A 20,755-nucleotide genomic window follows, 5' to 3' on the forward strand; every position below is an offset into this window, starting at 1 on the left:
TTTTTTATTGATGATTACTGTGGTGGGGGCATTAACAATACAGCACTTTCTCTGCTATTCAAGCATAAGAACATCTCTCAGCCCGGCTGGTGAAAATCACACAATCCGGGCTGAGTTTCCTCAACTTAATCTGCAAAACCCTTTAGAAGCGATACTGAATTCCGACGCCATAGGTGTAGCTGTCGTTACTCAGGCCCGCTGACCCGCTGCCCTGGGTCCAGGTTTCCCCAGTATTATTATTACGGGTTTTTGTTGATGCTTTTGCTTCGGAAAAACGCGTCCACGTTAATTCCGTGTACAGCCGGGTATTTGGCGTGACGTAATAACCGGCGGAGACGGTTGCAGCATAATAATTGGAATGACTACTTTTCTCGCTAAAGCTCAGCTGACGCATATAGTGCTCGTCATTATCCTGAGCATTAACCAGCGGGCTGAATTTAAATTGCCCTGCAATATCAAAGTACTGATAGCGGTAGCTACTGGTCAGCCCAATATACGGCACGCTGAATTTCTGACTATACCCAATTCCCGGTTTCCCGGCGGGGAATTCACCGATAAGTGCACCGTTGAAATAATTGTATGAGCCGCCTCTCGCCGTCCAGCTATAGCGAGTTTCCTGGTAGCCGGTTACCACGCCGAGATTGTATGTCGGCTCCTTCAGCAGCCAGCCGGTAAGATTGAAATCGAACTGGTTGGCATAATTCAGGCTGGTATCCGGGTGGGTAGATTTGTCGCTCCAGTGGCTCTGGCCAGGCGTTTGCCAGTCATAGTCGGACATATGCGAGCCGCGAGAGGCGAAGGTTGTCCAGCCGTTAGCATTGAGGGTGATGTAGCGCTGTGCGTCCCAGCTAATACCGCCTTTAATAATAGGGGTATTTTTGATTTTCCATTTCAGTTCACTTAATTTACTGCCATCACCTTGATTATAAACGAGCTCTTTAGATTCTCCGTTTAAAACGCTGGTGGAAATATTCGTGCTAACTGCATCGGGTGAAAAATTAAAGCTGGTTGAAGCGAGCAGCGCCGGGCTAAACAGCAATGCGGCGGCTACAGGCAGGTGTTTTTGCTTGTGCATGATGTATCGTTCTGTTTTCTATCACATTGGTTTGGTGTTGCAAAAAATAAACCTGTACGGACAGGTTAAGGGCCGTAAAGGGTTATTGTTGCGCGATAAATTATGTTGTTGAAAATTATTATTAGTTTGTCTTGCCAGGCAAAACGGGGGCTATTTTATGGACCGTTCCTTGACAGGGGAAAGATTATTTTCTACTGGTGAATATTTGAGCGGTGAATCGTTTGATTTTAAAGAAAATTAAAATTGTAGCTTTTTGTTACAAGGATATATCATAACTATTCATATGTATTTATTGAGGAAATTTAGCTTAAGTCGAGTTTGGTGAATTTAAATATGTAAGCGAACTAATAATTATTTGGCGATGAAAGCTCTGCTGCCCGTAGCATATTCATTTCATTCTCTTTTTTACATAATGCATGCCACCGCGCCGCTGAGCACTCGGCGTAATATCGAAAAAACGTAAAGCTGCTACCCTGCATGCCGACACTACATCCAGACACTTTGACCAGGAATGACTTATGGAGCCGTTACTGACCACCCCGCGCCTGACGTTGCGCAAGTTCACTCGTGCCGATTTGCCCGTTTTTATTGAATATCGTAACCAGCCGGAAGTTGCTCGCTACCAGAGCTGGGATGGCTATAGCGATGCCGATGCCGAGGCGTTTTATGCCCAGCAGGCGTCGCTGGGCTTTAATACCGATGAAAGCTGGTTTCAGATTGCGGTGGTGCGCAGCGAAGACCAGCGTTTATTGGGTGACGTTGCCGTTCACTTCTTCGATGAAGGCCAGCAGGCAGAGTTGGGCATGACCTTTGATGAGAGGCATCAGCGTCAGGGCTTTGCTTTTGAAGCTTTGCGCGGCGCGATTGATCTGTTGTTCACCACCTTCAACAAGCATCGCCTGGTGGCGACGGTTGATGCCAGGAATGACGCCGCCGCTGGCCTGCTGGAAAAGCTGGGTTTTCGTCGGGAAGCACACTTTCACAAGAATATTTTCTTTAAAGGTGAGTGGGGGGATGAATATGCCTATGCGCTATTGCGCAGCGAGTGGAAATAAACAATAGCCTGCTTAGCGGGCCATTGTTTATTTAGCCGTGGCCAGTAGCGAATAATATCAGTGGGCCAGTGCAATATTCACTTAGCGTTATTTTATGATTTTGTGCGTTTTAATTTAGCGCCTAAGACGATGTTTAGCTTTTGTTTAACCTTTAATTTACATTCTTACTATACTCGTTCCAATCCCTTTCAGGTATGCATTCGCTGTCTTCCGGCGGCGTGCTTCTATTCGTCTTTCAAAAAATAAAATGTTCCGGAAATTCATCTGTTAAAGGCATTGTCCGGAGCAGTGGCAAGGACACCAATATGTCAGATTTAAACATCACTCTTGATACCGCGGCCCTGACGCATCCGCTTTCTCAATGGGGCAATACGGCTGCTGAGTCGGCTGTGAGCGAGCTGGAACAGGGCAAAGTTGTTTTTCTGCCGCAGCTGGCGTTTGCGCTGACCGAACAGGAAACCGCGCTGCTTAACCCAGCGGTCGTGGATCCGAAACGTAAAAACATCAGCTATCAGCCCCTGAAGGATAAATTGACCGGCGTGGCTGTAGCCGGGCAGGAGCCAGAAGTTCGCACCCTGCTAAAACGGCATTACGAATCTTGCCTGCAGCTGATTGCCACTCTTCTGCCGGAATACCAGCAGGTGCTACATTCGCCGACCAACAGCCTGCGCCTGCACCCCGTTAAGCAGTGGACGCAGAACACTTCCTGGCGTAAAGACGACAGCCGCCTGCACGTGGACGCGTTCCCGTCCCGGCCCAACTATGGCGAGCGTATTTTGCGTATTTTCACCAACATTAATCCGGCCGGTGAAAGCCGCAGCTGGCGCGTGGGTGAAGCCTTCCCGACGCTGGCCCAGCGCTTCCTGCCGCGCCTGAAAAGCTATTCCCCGGTAAGCAGCTGGCTGCAGAACGCCGTCGGCATTACCAAAAGCCGCCGCAGCCATTACGACCACCTGATGCTGCAGATGCACGACGCGATGAAGGCCGATGCGGATTATCAGAAGCAGGGCCCGCAGGTGGCCATTGATTTCCCACCGGGCAGCAGCTGGATCTGTTTCTCTGACCAGACGCCGCATGCCGCGATGGGCGGGCAGTTTATGCTGGAGCAGACGTTTTTACTGCCGGTAGACGCCATGCAAAATCCACAGCATTCCCCGCTGAAGGTGCTGGAAGGACTGCTACGTAAGCCGCTGATTTAGCCATAATGAGCGCGTGTAAAAAGCCGCTGGTGCGGCTTTTTTATTGGTAATCCGTAGAGGCAAGACTGCGCTATTTATTTTCTGAAGTAAGTAATGATTTTTTGTAGAAATGAAGGTGAAATTTCTTTTTTTGCCCACGATGGATTAAGTAAATCATCGGGCGATAAGTATAAGTTGCCGTCATCGTCCCGGACTTTTGCATTGAGCGCGGCGGCGATATCCAGCATTTTGCAATACAATGCCTGAGCAGGCGATTTTGCAGAAATATTCCCTGTATGCCAGTCCAGCCAGTTAATTTCATCCCCTCGCCAGATGACATGATAGGGTCCATTTATGGGCGAAAAGCTGAGTTCAGGATCGTTATTTACATACTGAATCCATTCTTCTGCAAGAATAGGATTACTCTCCCCATCCCATGCATGTTCCGTTCTGGTGATATACATTTCCCAGCCCATAATATATCTCCGCTTTGTACATTATTTTTGATATCAGTTTATGCAGAGATAAATATCATGGCTGGATGTTTTTCCACAGATATAAAAAAGGCCAGAGCGATCTCTGACCTTTTAGGCGTTTCCCAGGGGAATTAACGCATGGTGACAAACTCTTCCGCTGCGGTCGGGTGGATCGCCACGGTGTTGTCGAAGTCTTTCTTGGTCGCGCCCATTTTCAGCGCCACGGCGAAGCCCTGCAGGATTTCATCCATGCCGAAGCCGATGCCGTGGATCCCGACGATTTTCTCGTCCGGGCCAGCACAGACCAACTTCATGCGGCACGGCTGGCGGTGAGAGGTCACGGCGGTGTACATGGCGGTGAAGGAGGATTTGTAGACCTTCACGTTATCGTCGCCGTACTGCTCGCGCGCCTGCGGTTCGGTCAGGCCCACGGTGCCGATTGGTGGGTGGCTGAACACCACGGTCGGCACGTTGCTGTAGTCCAGATGCTCGTCCGGCTTGTTGTTAAACAGGCGCTCGGACAGGCGGCGACCGGCGGCAACCGCGACAGGGGTCAGCTCAACCGCGCCGGTGTTATCGCCCACGGCATAAATCCCCGGCACGTTGGTGTTCTGGAACTTATCTACCTTGATGTAGCCTTTGGCGTCCAGCTCAACCCCGGTTACCTGCAGGTTGAAGTTGTCGTTAGCCGGTTCGCGGCCGATCGCCCAAATCAGGGTGTCGACGGTTTCCGCCCGGCCATCTTCCAGCTCAAGCGTCAGGCTGCCGTCTGCATTTTTCACGACCGCTTTCGGAATCGCGTTGGTGTGCAGGGTTGGGCCTTCTGCTTCGATAACCTCCAGCAGCGTTTCAACGATCAGCGGGTCGAAGGTGCGCAGCGGCGCATGTTTGCGCACGAACAGGTGCGTTTCTGAACCCAGAGCGTTAATCACGCCCGCGATTTCCACCGCGATATAGCCTGCGCCAACAACCGCCACGCGTTTTGGCAGGCCCGGCAGCTCGAAGAAGCCGTCGGAGTCGATGCCGTACTCAGCGCCAGGGATGTTCGGGTGGCTTGGGCGGCCGCCGGTAGCGATCAGAATATGGTCTGCGGTGATGGTTTCGCCGTTAACTTCCACGGTGTGGGCATCCACGAACTTCGCAAAGCCGCGGATCACGTCCACTTTATTCTTACCCAGTACGTTGTCGTAAGAGGTATGAATACGGTCGATATAGGCGGTGCGGCTGGCGATCAGCTTGTCCCAGTCGAAGTGGTTCAGCGTGGTGTCAAAGCCGTAGTCCGGGCCGTAGTTGTGGATCGCTTCGGCGATCTGCGCCGCATGCCACATCACTTTTTTAGGCACGCAGCCGACGTTCACACAGGTGCCACCCAGATCCTTCGCCTCAATCAGTGCGCATTTCTGCCCATACATTGCCGCACGGTTAATCGAGGCGATACCGCCGCTGCCGCCGCCAATGGCGAGGTAGTCATAATGTTTGGTCATGATGTTTCCCTTTTGAGTCGAAAATTAGGCGCGATTGTAGCGCGCCGGGATAAAGGTTCTACCGATTACTGTGATAGCCACGTCATACTTCAAGCTGCAGCGGCATTGGCTAGCTTTCTTATTCAGGCACAATCCAGCTCAGCGTGGTGGAGCCGGTCCCCGTTGGCACCAGCTTTTTGTGCAGCCACGGCAGCACGTTCGCCATCTGCTGTTCCAGCTTCCACGGCGGGTTAATCACAATCATGCCGGAAGCCGTCATGCCGCGCTGGTCGCTGTCCGGGCGAACCGCCAGTTCGATCTGCAGGATGCGGCGGATGCCGGTCTCTTCCAGGTCGCGGATCATGCGTTTGATTTGCTGACGCAGCACCACCGGGTACCACAGCGCGTAGGTGCCTGTGGCAAAACGCTTATAGCCTTCGGCAATCCCTTTCACCACGTCCTGATAGTCGGTTTTGATCTCATACGGTGGGTCGATGAGGATCAGACCGCGACGGGAAACCGGCGGCAACTTGGCTTTCAACTGCTGGTAGCCGTCGGCGCGCTCGACGCGGGCCCGGTCGTCTTTCTGGAACTCAGAGCGCAGCAGCGGGAAGTCGGACGGATGCAGCTCGGTCAGCTGCAGGCTGTCCTGCTCGCGCAGCAGGTGGCGGGCAATCAGCGGAGAGCCAGGGTAATAACGCAGGTTGCCGCTGCGGTTCAGATGCTTCACCGCGCCAATATAGGCTTCCAGTTCGGCAGGCAAATCGTCCTGCTGCCAGATGCGGGAGATACCTTCCAGATACTCGCCGGTGCGCTCCGCATGTTCGCTGCTCAGCTGGTAACGCCCGGCGCCTGCGTGAGTGTCGAGATAGAGAAACGGTTTCTCCTTCTCTTTAAGCGATTCAATAATCAGGCTTTGAACGGTGTGTTTTAGTACGTCGGCATGGTTACCGGCGTGAAAGCTGTGGCGATAGCTGAGCATGAGGGATGGTGTTCCGCAAATAAGAAAACAAATTTCCCACAGTTTACCGCAGATTGCGGCGGATTACCGCCCGGGCGCGGCGCTGTTTCAGTTGGGGAGAAAGCGTTTCAAAACATAACGGTGTCATAAAAATGTCAAATCACCAGGATAGCGTCGCTGCCAGGCAAGGTAATCGTTTGAATAAAAGGAAAAATAATGAAACTTCGTATTTCTGTGCTGGCCGCCGCGTTAGCCGTCTCTCTGCCCGCGCTGGCGAAAGATGTGTCTCTTCCTCAGGCCGCGGCGATAGCCAATAGTGTGACCCCGGCCAACAGCAGCCAGGCGTTTGATGAGATTGAAATGCAGTCTCTGGCGGCGTTGCGCGCTGCCCTGAAAGGCGATGCGGATAAACTGACCCGCGACCAACTGGATAAAGCGAAGCAAAGCAAAAAGCTGGCGGATACCGCCTGGCTGAAGGCGAGCGGCTATGACTTCCAGACGAAAGCTAACCAGAAGGCGGGTATTGAGCTGCTTTCTGCCTTCAGCAAGTTGCCGGACTCGGTGATTAAGCAGAACCTTGAAACCGTCACCAACATCAACCTGAACGCCGTGCAGACTTCGCGCCATCAGGCGCTGGCGGATGCCGAGGGCATCAACCACCTTTACTTCCTGAGCGATGCCATGGGGCCGCGCCTGGGGAAAGCCTTCCTGGCCGCCTACGATAAAGGCGAGCTGAGCAAAGCCGCGGCGCTGATTAAAGCCTCCGAAGTCAGCACCAGCGCAGCGAAGAAGCACTTCAATAACCCGCGTCCGTTCCTGATCCAGGGCAACACCATTCACCTCGTGCCGGACGATGTGGTGATTAAAGACAACAAACCGTACACCGCAGACGGCGGCTCCTTCCCAAGCGGCCACACCAACACCGGCTACACCGATGCGCTGCTGATGGCCGAAATGGTGCCGGAGCGCTTTGAAGCCCTGGTTGAGCGCGGTGCGCGCTACGGTTACTCGCGCATTGTGCTGGGCGTGCATTACCCGCTGGACGTGATGGGCTCCCGCATGGTGGCGCAGCGCAACGTCGCCAACTATCTGAACGACCCGAAATACCGTGCGTTGTTTAACGAAGCTCGCGATCAGCTGCGTACCGCGCTGGAAAAAGAGTGCGGCACCACTTTGGCCGAATGTGCGAAATCTTCCGCAAAAGACGATCCGTACCGCGCCCCGGCGATGAAAGAACTTTACCGCTTCACCATGACTTACGACCTGCCGCAGCAGAAGGGTGAGAAGCAAGCCCTGAAAGTACCGCAAGGGGCGGAAGTTTTGCTGGAAGCCGCGCTGCCTAAGCTTTCCGCCTCCCAGCGCCGCGACCTGATGGTGAAAACTGCGCTGCCTGCGGGCTACCCGCTGTCCGGCACGACGGCAGACCAGCAGTTCTGGCAGCGCCTGAACCTGCCAGCGGCCTACGCCATGGCCGCGAAATCCCACTGATTTATCCCCTGGGGCAGCGCCTGCTGCCCCATTTCCCGGCGACCACAGCGCAACGCCCGGGATTGAAATTCGCTACACTTAACCCCATGCTAGACTCCATGCACAAAGCGCCGCTTGAGCGCTTCTCTCTCCCTTTTAATCAGGAACGCGCTTATGACCAATCCTTTACTGACCTCTTTTGAGCTGCCGCCGTTTTCCGCCATCAAACCTGAGCATGTTGTTCCGGCCGTGACTAAAGCGTTGGACGACTGCCGTGCGGCGGTGGAAAGCGTGGTTGCGCAGGGCGCGCCTTATAGCTGGCAGAACCTGGTTCAGCCGCTGGCAGAAGTGGACGATCGCCTGGGCCGCCTGTTCTCCCCGGTCAGCCATCTGAACTCGGTACAGAACAGCCCGGAGCTGCGCGAAGCCTATGAGCAGACGCTGCCGCTGCTGTCCGAATACAGCACCTGGGTTGGCCAGCACGAAGACCTGTATAATGCCTACCGCGACCTGCGTGACGGGGCGAACTACGCCAGCCTGAGCGTCGCCGAGAAGAAAGCGGTGGATAACGCGCTGCGCGACTTCGAGCTGTCCGGGATTGGTCTGCCAAAAGACAAACAGCAGCGCTACGGGGAGATCTCCGCTCGCCTGTCCGAGCTGGGGTCCACCTACAGCAACAATGTGCTCGATGCCACCATGGGCTGGAGCAAACTGATCGCCGACGAAGCCGAGCTTGCCGGAATGCCGGAAAGCGCCTTAGCCGCAGCGCGCGCTCAGGCGGAAGCCAAAGAGCAAGACGGCTGGCTGCTGACGCTGGATATCCCAAGCTACCTGCCGGTGCTGACCTACTGCGACAACCGTGCGCTGCGCGAAGAGATGTACCGCGCCTATTCCACTCGCGCTTCTGACCAGGGCCCGAATGCCGGGAAGTGGGATAACACCCCGGTGATGGAAGAGATTCTGGCGCTGCGCCACGAGTTGGCTCAGCTCCTGGGCTTTGGCAACTACGCGGAAAAATCCCTGGCCACCAAAATGGCGGAAAACCCGCAGCAGGTACTGGAGTTCCTGTCAGACCTGGCCAAACGCGCCCGTCCGCAGGGTGAAGCCGAGCTGGCTCAGCTGCGCGCCTATGCGAAAGAGCATTACGGCGTGGAAGAGCTGGAGCCGTGGGACATCACCTGGTACAGCGAAAAACAGAAACAGCATCTCTACAGCATCAGCGACGAACAGCTGCGCCCGTACTTCCCGGAAGAGCGCGCGGTAAATGGCCTGTTCGAAGTCGTGAAGCGCATCTACGGCATCACCGCCAAAGAGCGGAAAGATATCGACGTCTGGCACCCGGACGTGCGCTTCTTCGAGCTGTATGACGACCAGGGCGAGCTGCGCGGCAGCTTCTATCTCGACCTCTACGCTCGCGAGCACAAACGCGGCGGGGCGTGGATGGATGACTGCGTGGGCAAAATGCGCCGCGCCGATGGCTCACTGCAAAAACCGGTGGCCTATCTGACCTGTAACTTCAACCGCCCGGTGAACGGCAAACCTGCGCTGTTTACCCACGATGAAGTGATCACCCTGTTCCATGAATTTGGTCACGGCCTGCACCACATGCTGACCAAAATCGAAACCGCGGGCGTGTCCGGTATCAACGGCGTGCCGTGGGATGCGGTCGAGCTGCCGAGCCAGTTTATGGAAAACTGGTGCTGGGAGCCGGAAGCGCTGGCGTTTATCTCCGGCCATTATGAAACCGGTGAATCTCTGCCTGTTGAGCTGCTGGAAAAAATGCTGGCGGCGAAAAACTACCAGGCAGCGCTGTTTATTCTGCGTCAGCTGGAGTTCGGCCTGTTCGACTTCCGCCTGCATGCGGAATTCAACCCGGAGCAGGGCGCGAAAGTGCTGCAGACGCTGGCCGAAATTAAGAAACAGGTTGCCGTGGTGCCGGGGCCGAGCTGGGGCCGCTTCCCGCACGCCTTCAGCCATATATTTGCCGGTGGTTACGCGGCGGGTTACTACAGCTACCTGTGGGCCGACGTGCTGGCGGCGGACGCGTTCTCTCGCTTCGAAGAAGAGGGTATTTTCAACCGCGAAACCGGCCAGTCGTTCCTCGATAACATCCTGACCCGTGGCGGTTCGGAAGAGCCGATGGAGCTGTTCAAACGCTTCCGCGGGCGCGAGCCGCAGCTGGACGCGATGCTGGATCACTACGGTATTCAGGGTTAAGCCACCACGTGAAAATCTGTTTACTGACTGAAGCAGGCGCCGACTCCGGCGCCTTATCTGTTTTGAGCGAGCGCTGGCAGCTCGAGCATGATGAAGAGGCGCTGATGGCGCTGGTGCTGACGCCTGAAAGGCTGGAGTTACGCAAACGCGACGAGCCAAAGCTAGGCGGCATTTTTGTTGATTTTGCCTCCGGCGCGATGGCGCACCGCCGTAAGTTTGGCGGCGGGCGTGGCGAAGCGGTGGCAAAAGCCGTGGGCGTGAAGGGCAGCTATCTGCCAGACGTGGTTGACGCGACGGCGGGGTTAGGGCGGGATGCCTTTGTGCTGGCGTCCGTAGGTTGCCGCGTGCGGATGCTGGAGCGCAATCCGGTGGTAGCCGCGTTGCTGGATGACGGCCTGCGCCGAGGCTACGAAGATCCTGAAATCGGTGGTTGGCTGCAGGAGCGATTACAGCTGATTCATGCCTCAAGCCTGACGGCGCTCAGCGATATCACGCCGAGACCGGATGTGGTGTATCTCGACCCGATGTTCCCCCACAAGCAGAAAAGCGCGCTGGTGAAGAAAGAGATGCGCGTTTTCCAGTCTTTGGTGGGGCCGGATGAAGATGCAGACGGGCTGCTTGCCCCAGCCAGAGCGCTCGCGAAGAAAAGGGTCGTTGTGAAGCGCCCGGACTACGCGCCGCCGCTGGCCGACGTCGCCACGCAGAATGCTGTGGTGACCAAAGGGCACCGGTTTGATATTTATGCCGGGACGCCGGAGTAATTACTAAAAAGCTGGAAAGTGCCTCGCAGAAGAGATTGCTTCCCCTCGCAACTTTACGGCTGCATCGGCATGTTGTATGCCATGCAGCCGATCCGACGTTATGCCCGCCAGCTCAGGTACCAGATGACTCCCGAAGAGAACTTGCTGTGGTATCAACTCCGCAGCAGGTGTTTTGCTACGTTTAAGTTTCGTCGCCAGCATCCGGTTGGGCTTTATATCGTGGACTTTGCCTGCTGCGCTGCTCGCCTGGTGATCGAGCTGGACGGTGGGCAGCATGAGATGCAAAAGGGCTATGATGAACGAAGAACGACGTATTTGAATGAGCAAGGGTGGCGGGTGAGGCGGTTCTGGAATAACGAACTGCGGGAGAATCTGGAGGGGATGTTGACGGTGATTCTGCAGGATTTGAGTGAGCTGTGACCCTCACCCCGGCCCTCTCCCTGGAAGGGAAAGGGGGGAAAATCAAAGGATTGGGCTCTATCGAGTCCCCTCTCCCCTTTGGGGAGAGGGTTAGGGTGAGGGGCAATACCGTTACTCGTCTTCTTCATCACGCAGTGGAACAATCAGCATATCCACATGCACGGTATTGATCAGCTGGCGTGCAGAGGACATCAGCTTGCTCCAGAAATCCTGGTGGTGACCACAAACCACTAAATCCATATCGTATTTTTTAATGGCATCGACCAGCACCTGGCCCAGATCGCCGCTGCCGCTCAGGGTTTCGGTAATCGGGTAACCTGCCCCGGTAGACAGCTCGGTGAGCGCGTGGTGAGTCTCTTCGGAAATGCGTTTCTGCATATCGCCCAGATTGACATCAATCAGCCCGGTATACAGATCGGAGTAATTCACATCGACATGAATCAGGGAAACTTTCGCGTTGTAAGGCCGAGCCATGGAGACGGCTTTTTCTACCAGGACTTTACTCTCAGGGGAGAGGTCAACCGCGATCAGAATGTGTTTGTAAGCCATAATGTTACTCCTTCCATAAGTTATCGATGACTCTCGCCGTCATCTTTTAAACCGTAGCGGCATGAGCTACGGTCACCCGATCTAAAGACTTCAATTGTAGATGGTATTTCGCTTTTATCGAACCTTCTTCAGCCCGACAATGCGCCATCCCTCAATCACATTCAAGCGAAAAATGAATGCGGCCACTTTGATAAAGATTAACGCGGTGGTAAAAAAATTAAGGGATCTCCTACACTATTAAATGAGCCGGGCGGGAAGAGATCTGTGACCTGTATCGGTTATTCGTTGCAGGATTGTCTGACAGGGTTTTCGGGGAGAGCGGTCGTCCCGAAGCAAAGGCTTCGAGGGCTTCGCCGGGAGGGGTACATGATCAGCACCGTCGCGCTGTTCTGGGCGCTTTGTGTAGTTTGTGTGGTGAATATGGCGCGCTATTACTCTTCACTGCGCGCGTTACTGGTGGTGCTGCGCGGGTGCGATCCGCTGCTGTATCAATACGTTGATGGCGGCGGTTTTTTCACCTCACATGGTCAACCCAGCAAGCAGGTCAGGCTGGTGCGCTATATCTACGGCCAGCGCTATGTCGATCATCATGATGAAGAGTTTATTCGCCGCTGTGAGCGCCTGCGCCGCCAGTTTATTCTGACGAGTTCGCTGTGTGGTCTGGTGGTGATTAGCCTGATTGGATTAATTATCTGGCACTAGTTGTAGGGCAGCGTTATGGACAAGCATAAAAAAAGCGGGCCAGTTTCCTGACCCGCTTTTTCTTTGGCTACGGCTTACACGAAGCGCAGCGCAATCCAGTACAGCCCGCCCGAGAGCAGAATCGAAGCCGGTAAGGTGAATATCCAGGCCATCAGGATATTGGTTACCGTCTTACGCTGCAGGCCGCCGCCGTCCACGATCATGGTCCCTGCCACGGAGGAAGAGAGCACGTGGGTAGTGGAAACCGGCATCCCGGTGTAGCTTGCCAGACCGATAGAAACGGCTGCCGTCATCTGCGCGGACATCCCTTGCGCATAGGTCATGCCTTTCTTACCGATCTTCTCGCCGATGGTGGTCGCCACGCGACGCCAGCCGATCATTGTACCCAGACCAAGAGCCAGAGCCACCGCCAGAATAATCCAGACCGGCGCGTACTCGATGGTGCTAAGCATGTCGCCTTTCAGTTTCTTCAGCAGGCGCTGGTCGTCGGCGCTCACTTCCGGCAGCTTCGCCACTTTATCGGTGGTGTCGGAGATGCACAGCATAATGCGACGCAGCTGGCTACGCTGCTCAATACTGAGCTTGTCGTAGCTTTCGATATCCGTCAGCATCAGCTTCGCGCGATCCAGCGCGTTAATCGCGTTGGCCGGGTGGCAGTGGAACTGAGCCGGTTCAGTTGCGCCCGCTTCCGGAGAAGGGATCAGCTGTTCCGAGCCGGTGGCTTTCTTCAGCAGGTCAGGGCGTTGCTGGAAGAAAGTTTCGACGTTGTTCACCGCATCGCGAGTACGGGTGATTTCGTAGCCGGAAGCATTCATGTTAACCACGAAGCCCGCCGGTGCGACGCCAATCAGTACCAGCATAATCAGACCGATGCCTTTCTGGCCGTCGTTAGCGCCGTGAGAGAAACTCACGCCGATAGCGGACAGGATCAGCGCGATACGCGTCCAGAAAGGCGGCTTTTTCTTGCCGTCTTGCTTTTCACGTTCCGCAGGCGTCAGGTGAATACGCTGCTTTTTCTTGGTGTTGCTCCAGTAACGGCGCAGCAGGAAAATCAACCCACCGGCAATCACCAGCCCGACAATCGGGGACAGAATTAAGGAAGCGAAGATCCCAATGACTTTCGGGATATTCAGCGCGTCGACAACCGAGGTGCCGGTCAGCAGCGCGTTGGTCAAACCGATACCGATGATGGCACCGATAAGCGTATGGGAGCTGGAGGCCGGCAGACCAAAATACCAGGTGCCGAGGTTCCAGATAATAGCGGCCAGTAACATAGAGAACACCATGGCGAGACCATGAGAAGACCCTACGTTTAACAGCAGATCTGTAGGCAGCATATGCACAATGGCATAGGCCACGCTCAGCCCACCGAGCAGAACGCCGAAGAAGTTAAACAACGCAGCCATTGCCACCGCAAGTTGCGATCGCATAGCGCGGGTATAAATTACCGTTGCTACTGCGTTGGCCGTATCGTGGAAACCATTAATGGCTTCGTAGAACAGCACAAATGCCAGAGCAAGCAAAAGTAAAAGCCCGGTGTGAAGATCCAGGCCGGCAAACAAATGTAGCATAGACGTTACGCCATTTTGAGGACATGAACGCGGCGCATTATGTAAGACAACCTCCACCGCGGCAAAGTGAAATCTGGACTTTTTTTGATTTTAGTCGCCATCTGGCGCACAGGTGGAATGATTTACATTTTGTTTATCAATCACCTGCATTTGTTATTCACCTTAAAGCTGGTGCGACCAGCCTCAGGTCTTTACAATCCGTTGCCTTAAGCATAGTCGGGAGTCGGTCGTGGAAAAGTTTGATGCCATTATTATAGGTGCGGGTGCAGCTGGAATGTTTTGTGCGGCGGTTGCCGGGCAGGCGGGCAGCCGCGTATTGCTGATTGATAATGGGAAAAAACCGGGCCGTAAAATCCTGATGTCCGGTGGCGGACGCTGCAACTTTACCAACCTTTATGTCGAGCCTGCGGCGTATCTGAGCCAAAACCCGCATTTCTGCAAATCTGCGCTGGCCCGCTACACCCAATGGGACTTTATCGACATGGTGGGCAAGCACGGCATCGCCTGGCACGAGAAAACTCTCGGGCAGCTGTTCTGCGACGATTCTGCCCAGCAGGTAGTCGATATGCTGGTGGCCGAATGCGAGAAAGGCAAAGTAACAATGCGCCTGCGCAGCGAAGTGCTGAGTATTGAACGCGACGAGCAGGGGTACACCCTGCAGCTAAACGGCGGCAGCGTGCAGGGCGCGAAACTGGTTATCGCCAGCGGCGGTCTGTCGATGCCGGGGCTGGGGGCGACGCCGTTCGGCTATAAAATCGCCGAACAGTTTGGCCTGAATGTGCTGCCGACCCGCGCGGGCCTGGTGCCGTTCACGCTGCATAAACCTTTGCTCGAACAGTTGCAGGTGCTGTCCGGTGTCTCGGTGCCGTCCGTCATCACCGCAGAAAACGGCGTCAGCTTCCGTGAAAGCCTGTTGTTTACCCATCGCGGCCTGTCCGGCCCTGCCGTTCTGCAGCTTTCCAGCTACTGGCAGCCGGGCGAATTCGTCAGCGTGAATCTGCTGCCGGACACCGATCTGGACGGTTTTATTCATGAGCAGCGCAACGCGCACCCAAACCAGAGCCTGAAAAACACGCTGGCGATGGTGCTACCGAAACGCCTGGTTGAGTGCCTGCAGCAGCTGCAGCAGATCCCGGACGTCACGCTGAAGCAGCTCAACAGCCGCCAGCAAAGCGAGCTGATTGACACCCTGCAAGCCTGGCGCGTTCAGCCCAACGGCACCGAAGGCTATCGCACGGCGGAAGTGACCCTCGGCGGCGTGGATACCAACGAACTTTCCTCCCGCACCATGGAAGCGAAAAAATCCCCGGGCCTCTATTTTATCGGCGAAGTGATGGACGTCAGCGGCTGGCTGGGCGGCTATAACTTCCAGTGGGCCTGGAGCTCCGCCTGGGCGTGCGCGCAGGCTTTGGTTGATGCAGGTTAAGCATTGTTGTCCCCTGCCAGCATGAAAAGGAAGCCATGATGAAGATAGAAAACTATCAGGAAACCGATTTTGCCGGTGTACAGCGCCTTTTAACCAGCGTTTTTGGGAAGGATCATGCGGTGGCCCTTACTCAGGAATTGGCGCTTCGCCTGGTCATTCATCATCCTCAACATTCAGACGTCATTATCGGCCATGCAGCGCTATATATGCGTGAAATGTCCTGCCAGGAGCAGCGCTTTTTAGCTGGAATCATCGGCGATGTGGCTGTCGCCCCCGAGTTTCAACGGCAGGGATTAGCGGCAAGCATGCTGAAAGAACTTCATCAGTGTTTGAAAGATAAAAAGAGCGATTATTCCTTTTTGTTTGCCTACCGGGAAGGCGTCTACAAATCCTCAGGTTACCGGCAGCTAACGCTGCCTATTCGCTACTTCGATGTGGTGGATAACAGGTGGAATACCTACGTCTATAACGGCGGCATGATTCGCTCTACGTCGAAGGTAGCGCTTGAGGGGATAATCGATTTTAACGGCAGGGTTTATTAATGAAGCCCGGTATGCCGGTGAACGACAGGCGCCGTGATAGATTGTGATATGTTATGCACTATTGCAGCTATTTGAGGGCTAAACGTGACAGATTATGACGCATTGCCTGAACAGCGCCAGGCGATGATCCACCAGATCCTGACCGAAACGGGCAGGGTGATCGGGGCTGATGTGGCGCGGAAGCTGGGCGTATCCGAGCACACCATCCGCCGGGATCTGCAGGAGCTGGCGCGTCGCGGCCTGTGCAAAAAGGTTTATGGCGGGGCCATCAGTCAGTTCCAGCAGTCTGCCAGCTTCGAAACACGCGTGTCCCAGGATGTGGGTGAGAAATCCCAGGTGGCACGGAAGTGCGCCGGGATGATCCAAGCTAATACCTGCGTGTTTCTCGACGCCGGTTCAACCTATCTGGCGATGGTGGAGTTTATCCCCGAAGAGCTGGATCTCACCATTGTCACCAATTCCCCGCAGATTGCAGCGGCGCTGAGCGGGCGCACGCGGGGCGAACTGATTCTGTTGGGCGGCAAAGTTAACCCGCTGACCGGCAGCACGCTGGGTTCCGACACGGTCAATCAGCTGCGCGGCATGGTTTTCGACCAGACCTTTATCGGCGTGTGCGGGCTGGATCCGCAGGCTGGCCTGAGCGCTGTTTATTACGAAGACGCCTGTTTTAAGCGGGAAGTGCTGAGCCAGAGTAATGAGGTGATCGCCGCCGTGACGGCCAACAAGATGTCCCAGGTGGCTCGCTATAAAGTGGCACCCTGCGAAGACATTGATATTGCGGTGGTGAGCGCCGAAACCAAAATTGCCGATTTCGGCGGCGTTAACCTGCGGATTGAAATTGCGGGCTAGCGGAACGGGCGGCTAAGAACCCGCCCTGCTTCAACCTTATTTTTGCAGCGCCAGCAGGCTTTTTATCGTGTGCTGGACCGCGCTTTCATCATTGCTGCCGGTAATAAACCGGGCTGCGGCCTTGGTTTCTTCAAACGCATTACGCATCGCGAAGCTGTATTCCGCCTGAGCCAGCAGCTCCAGGTCATTATACCCGTCGCCAAAGGCGAGAGTCTCCGCCGGGCTGACGCTCAGTAACTGCTGGAGCCTTTGCACCGTTGTCCCTTTATGGACGCCATAATCCGCAATATCTATCCACGCCGCTTCGGACACCACGATGTAGACATCCTGTTCAAACGGCCTGAGTACCGGGCGAGTCTGCGGGCAGTTTCCGGCTTCGTCATAGACGCTTATCTTCACGAAATCACAATTGAGTTCGGCAAAAGAGTCCACCAGCGCCAGGCTGGCGTAGGACTGGCGCATTTTGTCCTGCAGCCGCTGCGGCACGTCTTTGCGAATAAACGCGCTTTCGCTGCCGCAGGCAACAATCACGTGGCTGTCACTGGCTGCTTCCAGCGTGTCGATAATGCGTAATCCCAGCGCATTGTTGATAAGCGATTCGTAGACATATTCGCCGTTCCTTTTAATGCGCGTGGCGCTGTCGCCGATGATCCATAAATCCTCGCGGTAATCGGCGAACAGCTCTTCTACCCGCTGGCACTGCTTGCCGGTACAGGCGGCGAAATGGACGCCTTGCTCGGCCATTAAGCGGTGGGTCTGGGCAAATAATTTACGGTCATAGTCGCCGTGGCTATTGAGAAAAGTGCCGTCCAGGTCGGTAATAATTAGCTTTATCATGTTGTTATCCCATCGGTAAGTGTTCTGTAGGCGTTTATATTTTTAGTTTTGAAACGAAGGGCAGGTTGCGGTACTTGTTTTGCCACGGCATGCCGTAGCCAATGAGCAAATCGTCATTGTCCATCATCCAGGCATAACATTGCTCGGCGGGGATCTCTACGCGGCCAGGCTTCACAAATAAGGTGGCGATGGAGAGCGATTTCGGAGCGTAATGTTCGATTAAATGCTCGACCAGACGCTTCATGGTCCCACCGGACTCAATGGCGTCATCCACCAGGATAACGTCCTTCCCCCTGATGCCAATATTGTCGTGGTAAACGATGGTAGAGCTGTTGTTTCTGTCGCCAGGCGTGTGCGGGCAGGAAATATAGTCCATTGAAATATCGAAGGTGAGCTGCCTGACCAGATCGGCGGTAAACAGAATCCCACCGGGCACGACCGTGATCACTACCGCTTCGTGATAGCGACTGTTCAGCAGCCGGGCGACTTTGGTGACGCCTTCGGCAATCGTCGACTCATTCATCACGATCTGTCCTACATGATTGTTTCTCACTGCTGCATCCTCGCTAAAGTGTCATTGCTCGTTGTTGCTCGATTAAAATAAGATCTAATGCTCGATTGTGCAATGTTAGCGTGATGACAGCGTATTTTTTGTGATCTAAAACGATCGTGCAGGCAGGGTATGCTCAATGCTGCATTACCGAGCATTGAGCAAAGGGATCTACTGGCGGAGATTGAAACGGATTGGCAGCGTGAGGGTTATTTGCGGCTGGCCTGGCGCAATATCATCCGTGGGGGCGGGCAGCGGAACCGCGCGCGTCGGCAGGGCAAGGGCTTCGCGATCCAGCGTTGGCGTACCGCTGCTTTTTGCCAGCGCCACGCTAAGGACCTGGCCCTCCCGGTTCAGCGTCAGGCTCAGATAAACCACGCCCTGGGCCTGCTGACGTAAAGCCTGAGCCGGGTAACGTTTGAAGCGGTCGAGCCGCTGGCGCAGTAGCCCGACCCAGTTCACTTCGCCTGGGCTGGGGGCGCTCACCGCGCTGCTTCCTGCCCTGCCGGCGCTTTGCTGCGGGTGGCTGGCGGGCGCATGCGTTTCAGGTGCAGGAGGTGTAGGGGCCGGCGGCACTTCCGCATCGTGCGGCTTAACCGGCTGAGGTTTGGCGATGATTTTATGGTGCATTTTTTTAGCCACAACGAGCTCCGGGTTCGGGGCCTCCACGCTCTTCACCGCTTCTTTTGACTCGGCCTTTTCCTGAGGTGCGGCCGACTGGATCTGTTTGATCTTATCGGGCTGCTTGGCTGGCGTGGCGACAGAGGCCGGATCGTCTGTCGGGAGGATCATCAGCGCAATAGGCGGTGGCGCGGTGGCCGGTTGTTCCTGAGTGGGCCGGTTGGTTAGCCAGAGAAAAACGCCCGCGTGCAGCAAGAGCGCCAGCACCAGCCCGATGCTGCGGCGTGTGGGAGGCAGGCCGTCGGACCAGGCAGGAAAGGGCTGTCTTATCGGCAGGGTAGAAGGCATGACAAAATACTCCGCAGCCGGGCTAAAGGCTGTTGTTTCAGTGGGGATAAGAGAGAGGACACGCGAAACGCCCAAACGGGCAGGCTGACATGAATAACGAGACAACTGACATGGATTACTCCGTCTCGAAGCATTATTCACTGCGTGAAAGGCTGACCCAGTAACGAGATAGCGTATTTATTCTGACGGGCAGGACGCGGGGTAATGCAGCCAGAATCCGATCGGTATCCGCCAGCGGGAAAACGCCGGACAGCCGCAGGGCAGCAATATCTTCGTCGCAGCGAAGAACGCCGGGGCGGTAGCGGTTAACTTCCCGCAGAAAATCGCCCAGCGGCATATTGTCGGCCAGCAGTTTGCCGTGCGCCCAGCCAGGCTCTTTTTCACCGCCGTGCAGGCCCCCGGATTCAGCCCCGCTGAGCCATGCGCCCTGGCCCGCCGCGAGCTGTAGCCCGGCGAGGCCGGAGCTGCGCGGATAAAGCCGGACTGCGCCGTGGTAAACCGCCACGCGGGTAAGCCCCGGTTCCAGCTTTACCCGGAATTGGGTGCCCAGTGCGAGCACTTTGCCCTGTGGCGTCGTCACGCTAAAAGGCCGGGGCCATGCCGCCCGCTTTTCCTGCTGCCCGGTCGTAATCAGCAGGTCGCCGCCGAGCAGCTCAATCTGGCGCTGTTGCCCGGTAAAATCCACGTTTAGCGCGGTTTGGGTGTCCAGTAATAGGCGGCTGCCTTCGCTGAGTTCAACCTGCCGCTGCTCCCCAGTCCCGGTGCGATAATCGGCAATGAACGCTTCCCAGCCGTGCTGCTGTCGCCCCCATTCCAGCGAACCACCGAGTAGCAGCAGAGCGCCTAATCCTTTTAGCGCCCGACGCCTGCCGCTGTTTTTTAACGAAGAGAGGCTCTGCCGCGCCAGTTTGCCGTCAACCTGCCGGAAGCTGGCGCAAACCGCCTCAACGTGCCGCCAGGCTCGCTGATTCTCGGCGCTGGACGCCAGCCATTTTTGCCAGTCGGCTTTATCCTGCTCGCTAACGTCGTCCGACATCATCAGCGTCAGCCATGAGGCGGCGGCCCAGGCGCTGTCCCGGTCGATGGCTTGCCCGTTTTGGTCAATAAAAGGATGGGAGGTCATGAGCTGAGCGCGAAGAAACAGTGCAGGTTGGCTCGCTGGAGATACTGCTTCACGGAGCTGCTGGAAACGCGCAGGCGCTCGGCGATATCGCAATAGCGCATTCCCTGCAGGTGGGCCAGCAAAAAGGCTTCCCGCACCTGCGGCGGCAGGCCGTCCAGCGCAGCATCAATCTGTTCCAGCACTTCCAGAATCAGCAGTCGGGTTTCAGGGGAAGGGTGTTCCATTTCCGGCTGAGTCGCCAGCGCCTCCAGCCAGGCCTCTTCGATTTTCTTGCGGCGATAATGGTTGGCAATCAGCCGTCTGGCGACCGTGGCAAGAAAAGGACGTGGCTGGCGAATGGAGGCCAGATCGGGGCTGACCAGAATATTAATAAAGGTGTCCTGAGTCAGATCCTGCGCCTGTTCCGGGCAGCCGACTTTGTTGCGAAGCCAGTGGTAAAGCCAGCGCTGATGATCGCAGTAAAGCTGCTGCGCAACCTGTTGGGAACGGGACATGATGTGACTCACCATTGATCGGTATCAGGGCGTGATAAATATTTAAATGATAATCATTATTATTTTCATT

The 20,755-nt window shown here is 55.6% G+C and carries 21 protein-coding genes; 10 read left to right on the forward strand and 11 right to left on the reverse strand.

What is annotated here, in order from left to right; translation table 11 throughout:
- Positions 1–142 precede the first annotated feature (142 nt).
- Positions 143–1,075: an omptin family outer membrane protease gene (locus ACREYP_RS00360; protein ID WP_336819008.1), complete on the reverse strand. Its 933-nt coding sequence runs from the start codon at positions 1,073–1,075 to the stop codon at positions 143–145.
- A gap of 518 nt (positions 1,076–1,593) precedes the next feature.
- Between ACREYP_RS00360 and ACREYP_RS00365 the strand changes: the two genes are divergently transcribed.
- Together ACREYP_RS00365 and kdoO are read left to right on the forward strand one after the other, a co-directional pair.
- Complete coding sequence (locus tag ACREYP_RS00365) at positions 1,594–2,130, forward strand: GNAT family N-acetyltransferase (RefSeq protein ID WP_336819010.1); 537 nt, start codon at positions 1,594–1,596, stop codon at positions 2,128–2,130.
- A 305-nt stretch (positions 2,131–2,435) separates the two neighbouring features.
- Positions 2,436–3,329, forward strand: coding sequence for a Kdo hydroxylase KdoO (gene kdoO / locus ACREYP_RS00370; protein ID WP_336819012.1), 894 nt, complete (start codon positions 2,436–2,438; stop codon positions 3,327–3,329).
- Positions 3,330–3,403: 74 nt separating this feature from the next.
- On the opposite strand, the gene ACREYP_RS00375 is transcribed toward kdoO, so the two are convergent.
- The 3 genes from ACREYP_RS00375 to ACREYP_RS00385 form a co-directional block, all read right to left on the reverse strand.
- Positions 3,404–3,784: a hypothetical protein gene (locus ACREYP_RS00375; RefSeq protein WP_336819014.1), complete on the reverse strand. Its 381-nt coding sequence runs from the start codon at positions 3,782–3,784 to the stop codon at positions 3,404–3,406.
- Positions 3,785–3,915: 131 nt separating this feature from the next.
- On the reverse strand, positions 3,916–5,268 hold the full coding sequence (gorA, locus tag ACREYP_RS00380) for a glutathione-disulfide reductase (RefSeq protein WP_008458659.1): 1,353 nt from the start codon (positions 5,266–5,268) through the stop codon (positions 3,916–3,918).
- Between the two features lie 118 nt (positions 5,269–5,386).
- Entirely contained in the window at positions 5,387–6,229 is an 843-nt protein-coding gene (locus ACREYP_RS00385) for a 23S rRNA (adenine(2030)-N(6))-methyltransferase RlmJ (protein WP_008458656.1), read from the reverse strand.
- Between the two features lie 195 nt (positions 6,230–6,424).
- Here ACREYP_RS00385 and ACREYP_RS00390 point away from each other — a divergent pair, with 195 nt between their 5' ends.
- From ACREYP_RS00390 to ACREYP_RS00405, 4 genes are all read left to right on the forward strand, one after another.
- On the forward strand, positions 6,425–7,696 hold the full coding sequence (locus ACREYP_RS00390) for an acid phosphatase (RefSeq protein WP_166878598.1): 1,272 nt from the start codon (positions 6,425–6,427) through the stop codon (positions 7,694–7,696).
- A 153-nt stretch (positions 7,697–7,849) separates the two neighbouring features.
- Positions 7,850–9,892 (forward strand): oligopeptidase A, encoded by a 2,043-nt coding sequence (gene prlC, locus ACREYP_RS00395; RefSeq protein WP_336819017.1) that lies wholly within the window; start codon positions 7,850–7,852, stop codon positions 9,890–9,892.
- A gap of 8 nt (positions 9,893–9,900) precedes the next feature.
- Positions 9,901–10,653 (forward strand): 16S rRNA (guanine(1516)-N(2))-methyltransferase RsmJ, encoded by a 753-nt coding sequence (rsmJ, locus tag ACREYP_RS00400; protein WP_085540213.1) that lies wholly within the window; start codon positions 9,901–9,903, stop codon positions 10,651–10,653.
- A gap of 81 nt (positions 10,654–10,734) precedes the next feature.
- A complete protein-coding gene (locus ACREYP_RS00405) occupies positions 10,735–11,073 on the forward strand; it encodes an endonuclease domain-containing protein (RefSeq protein ID WP_336819021.1) in 339 nt (112 codons plus the stop codon).
- A 111-nt stretch (positions 11,074–11,184) separates the two neighbouring features.
- Here ACREYP_RS00405 and uspA read toward each other — a convergent pair whose 3' ends face one another.
- Positions 11,185–11,622 (reverse strand): universal stress protein UspA, encoded by a 438-nt coding sequence (gene uspA / locus ACREYP_RS00410; RefSeq protein ID WP_008458645.1) that lies wholly within the window; start codon positions 11,620–11,622, stop codon positions 11,185–11,187.
- A gap of 366 nt (positions 11,623–11,988) precedes the next feature.
- On the opposite strand from uspA, the gene uspB reads away from it, so the two are divergent.
- Positions 11,989–12,324 (forward strand): universal stress protein UspB, encoded by a 336-nt coding sequence (gene uspB / locus ACREYP_RS00415; protein WP_008458643.1) that lies wholly within the window; start codon positions 11,989–11,991, stop codon positions 12,322–12,324.
- Between the two features lie 74 nt (positions 12,325–12,398).
- Here uspB and pitA read toward each other — a convergent pair whose 3' ends face one another.
- Positions 12,399–13,895 (reverse strand): inorganic phosphate transporter PitA, encoded by a 1,497-nt coding sequence (pitA, locus tag ACREYP_RS00420; protein WP_008458642.1) that lies wholly within the window; start codon positions 13,893–13,895, stop codon positions 12,399–12,401.
- Positions 13,896–14,124: 229 nt separating this feature from the next.
- Here pitA and ACREYP_RS00425 point away from each other — a divergent pair, with 229 nt between their 5' ends.
- From ACREYP_RS00425 to ACREYP_RS00435, 3 genes are all read left to right on the forward strand, one after another.
- Positions 14,125–15,321 (forward strand): BaiN/RdsA family NAD(P)/FAD-dependent oxidoreductase, encoded by a 1,197-nt coding sequence (locus tag ACREYP_RS00425; protein WP_336819023.1) that lies wholly within the window; start codon positions 14,125–14,127, stop codon positions 15,319–15,321.
- A 35-nt stretch (positions 15,322–15,356) separates the two neighbouring features.
- Positions 15,357–15,863 carry a GNAT family N-acetyltransferase gene (locus ACREYP_RS00430; RefSeq protein WP_336819025.1) on the forward strand — a complete coding sequence of 169 codons (507 nt, stop codon included), beginning with the start codon at positions 15,357–15,359 and terminating at the stop codon, positions 15,861–15,863.
- Positions 15,864–15,947: 84 nt separating this feature from the next.
- Positions 15,948–16,712 (forward strand): DeoR/GlpR family DNA-binding transcription regulator, encoded by a 765-nt coding sequence (locus ACREYP_RS00435; RefSeq protein WP_034809200.1) that lies wholly within the window; start codon positions 15,948–15,950, stop codon positions 16,710–16,712.
- A gap of 36 nt (positions 16,713–16,748) precedes the next feature.
- Here ACREYP_RS00435 and ACREYP_RS00440 read toward each other — a convergent pair whose 3' ends face one another.
- The 5 genes from ACREYP_RS00440 to ACREYP_RS00460 all read right to left on the reverse strand — a co-directional run bounded on the left by ACREYP_RS00440 (position 16,749) and on the right by ACREYP_RS00460 (position 20,685).
- Positions 16,749–17,549, reverse strand: a complete 801-nt coding sequence (locus ACREYP_RS00440; RefSeq protein WP_336819027.1) for an HAD-IIB family hydrolase — start codon at positions 17,547–17,549, stop codon at positions 16,749–16,751.
- Between the two features lie 34 nt (positions 17,550–17,583).
- Positions 17,584–18,102: a phosphoribosyltransferase gene (locus ACREYP_RS00445; protein ID WP_336819029.1), complete on the reverse strand. Its 519-nt coding sequence runs from the start codon at positions 18,100–18,102 to the stop codon at positions 17,584–17,586.
- A 168-nt stretch (positions 18,103–18,270) separates the two neighbouring features.
- Positions 18,271–19,068: an energy transducer TonB gene (locus ACREYP_RS00450; protein ID WP_498881058.1), complete on the reverse strand. Its 798-nt coding sequence runs from the start codon at positions 19,066–19,068 to the stop codon at positions 18,271–18,273.
- A 133-nt stretch (positions 19,069–19,201) separates the two neighbouring features.
- A complete protein-coding gene (locus ACREYP_RS00455; protein WP_336819034.1) occupies positions 19,202–20,191 on the reverse strand; it encodes a FecR domain-containing protein in 990 nt (329 codons plus the stop codon).
- The gene (locus ACREYP_RS00460; RefSeq protein ID WP_166878574.1) at positions 20,188–20,685 is read right to left on the reverse strand and encodes a sigma-70 family RNA polymerase sigma factor; all 498 of its coding nucleotides are present in this window, start codon (positions 20,683–20,685) and stop codon (positions 20,188–20,190) included. Before ACREYP_RS00460 ends, ACREYP_RS00455 begins: the two co-directional genes overlap by 4 nt.
- Positions 20,686–20,755 lie beyond the last annotated feature (70 nt).

The organism is Enterobacter sp. TMH.L2, assembly GCF_050847315.1.
Classification (GTDB): Bacteria; Pseudomonadota; Gammaproteobacteria; order Enterobacterales; family Enterobacteriaceae; genus Cedecea.